Annotated in this window: 1 protein-coding gene; it reads right to left on the reverse strand. The window is 45.0% G+C overall.

What is annotated here, in order from left to right; translation table 11 throughout:
* Positions 1-225 precede the first annotated feature (225 nt).
* Positions 226-598: HAD-IA family hydrolase (locus R7Q46_RS28495; protein WP_318078485.1), on the reverse strand; the 373-nt coding region annotated here is incomplete at its 5' end.

A 598-nucleotide genomic window follows, 5' to 3' on the forward strand; every position in this document is an offset into this window, starting at 1 on the left:
GAAAGACTGAGGCTTTTTTGCATTTTAGCCACTCTATTTTCCTCCATATTAGCTGAGAATGGCTAGCCAGAAGATTTCTATCAGCAGAATCTCGCTTTGCGTATGAATTGTAAGGTTGGTGCAGATTTTGGTGCTTTAGACCACCCATGATCCCAATGCTTTTCGCGCAGATAAAATAAACCCCAGCTCAATGTCTGGGGTTGTGGTTTTCTTAATTCGCTGTTGTTATTGGGCGAGTGTTTTCAGGATTTCTTTTAGCTCGACGGTTTCTCGGATTTCAAAGTTCGGCGTTATCTCTGTTGGATTACTTGCGCCAGTCGCATTCACCCACACACTCAAAATACCCATGTTGTTTGCGCCTGCGATGTCTGCCGCTAGAGAGTCACCGATGTGTAAGGCTTCTTCTGGTTTGATGTCGACAAGATTCAAGGCTTTTTGGAATATGCTGGCCGCTGGTTTTTCTTCTGGCTCTTCGCCACCCACAATAATATGGTCCACCCATTCATCCATTTGTGTTGCTTTCAATTTGGGGTGCTGCGAGAAAATTGGACCGTTAGTGATCACTACGAGTTTGTAGTGCTTACGTAGATCCGTCAGC

The organism is Vibrio sp. 811 (assembly GCF_033339195.1).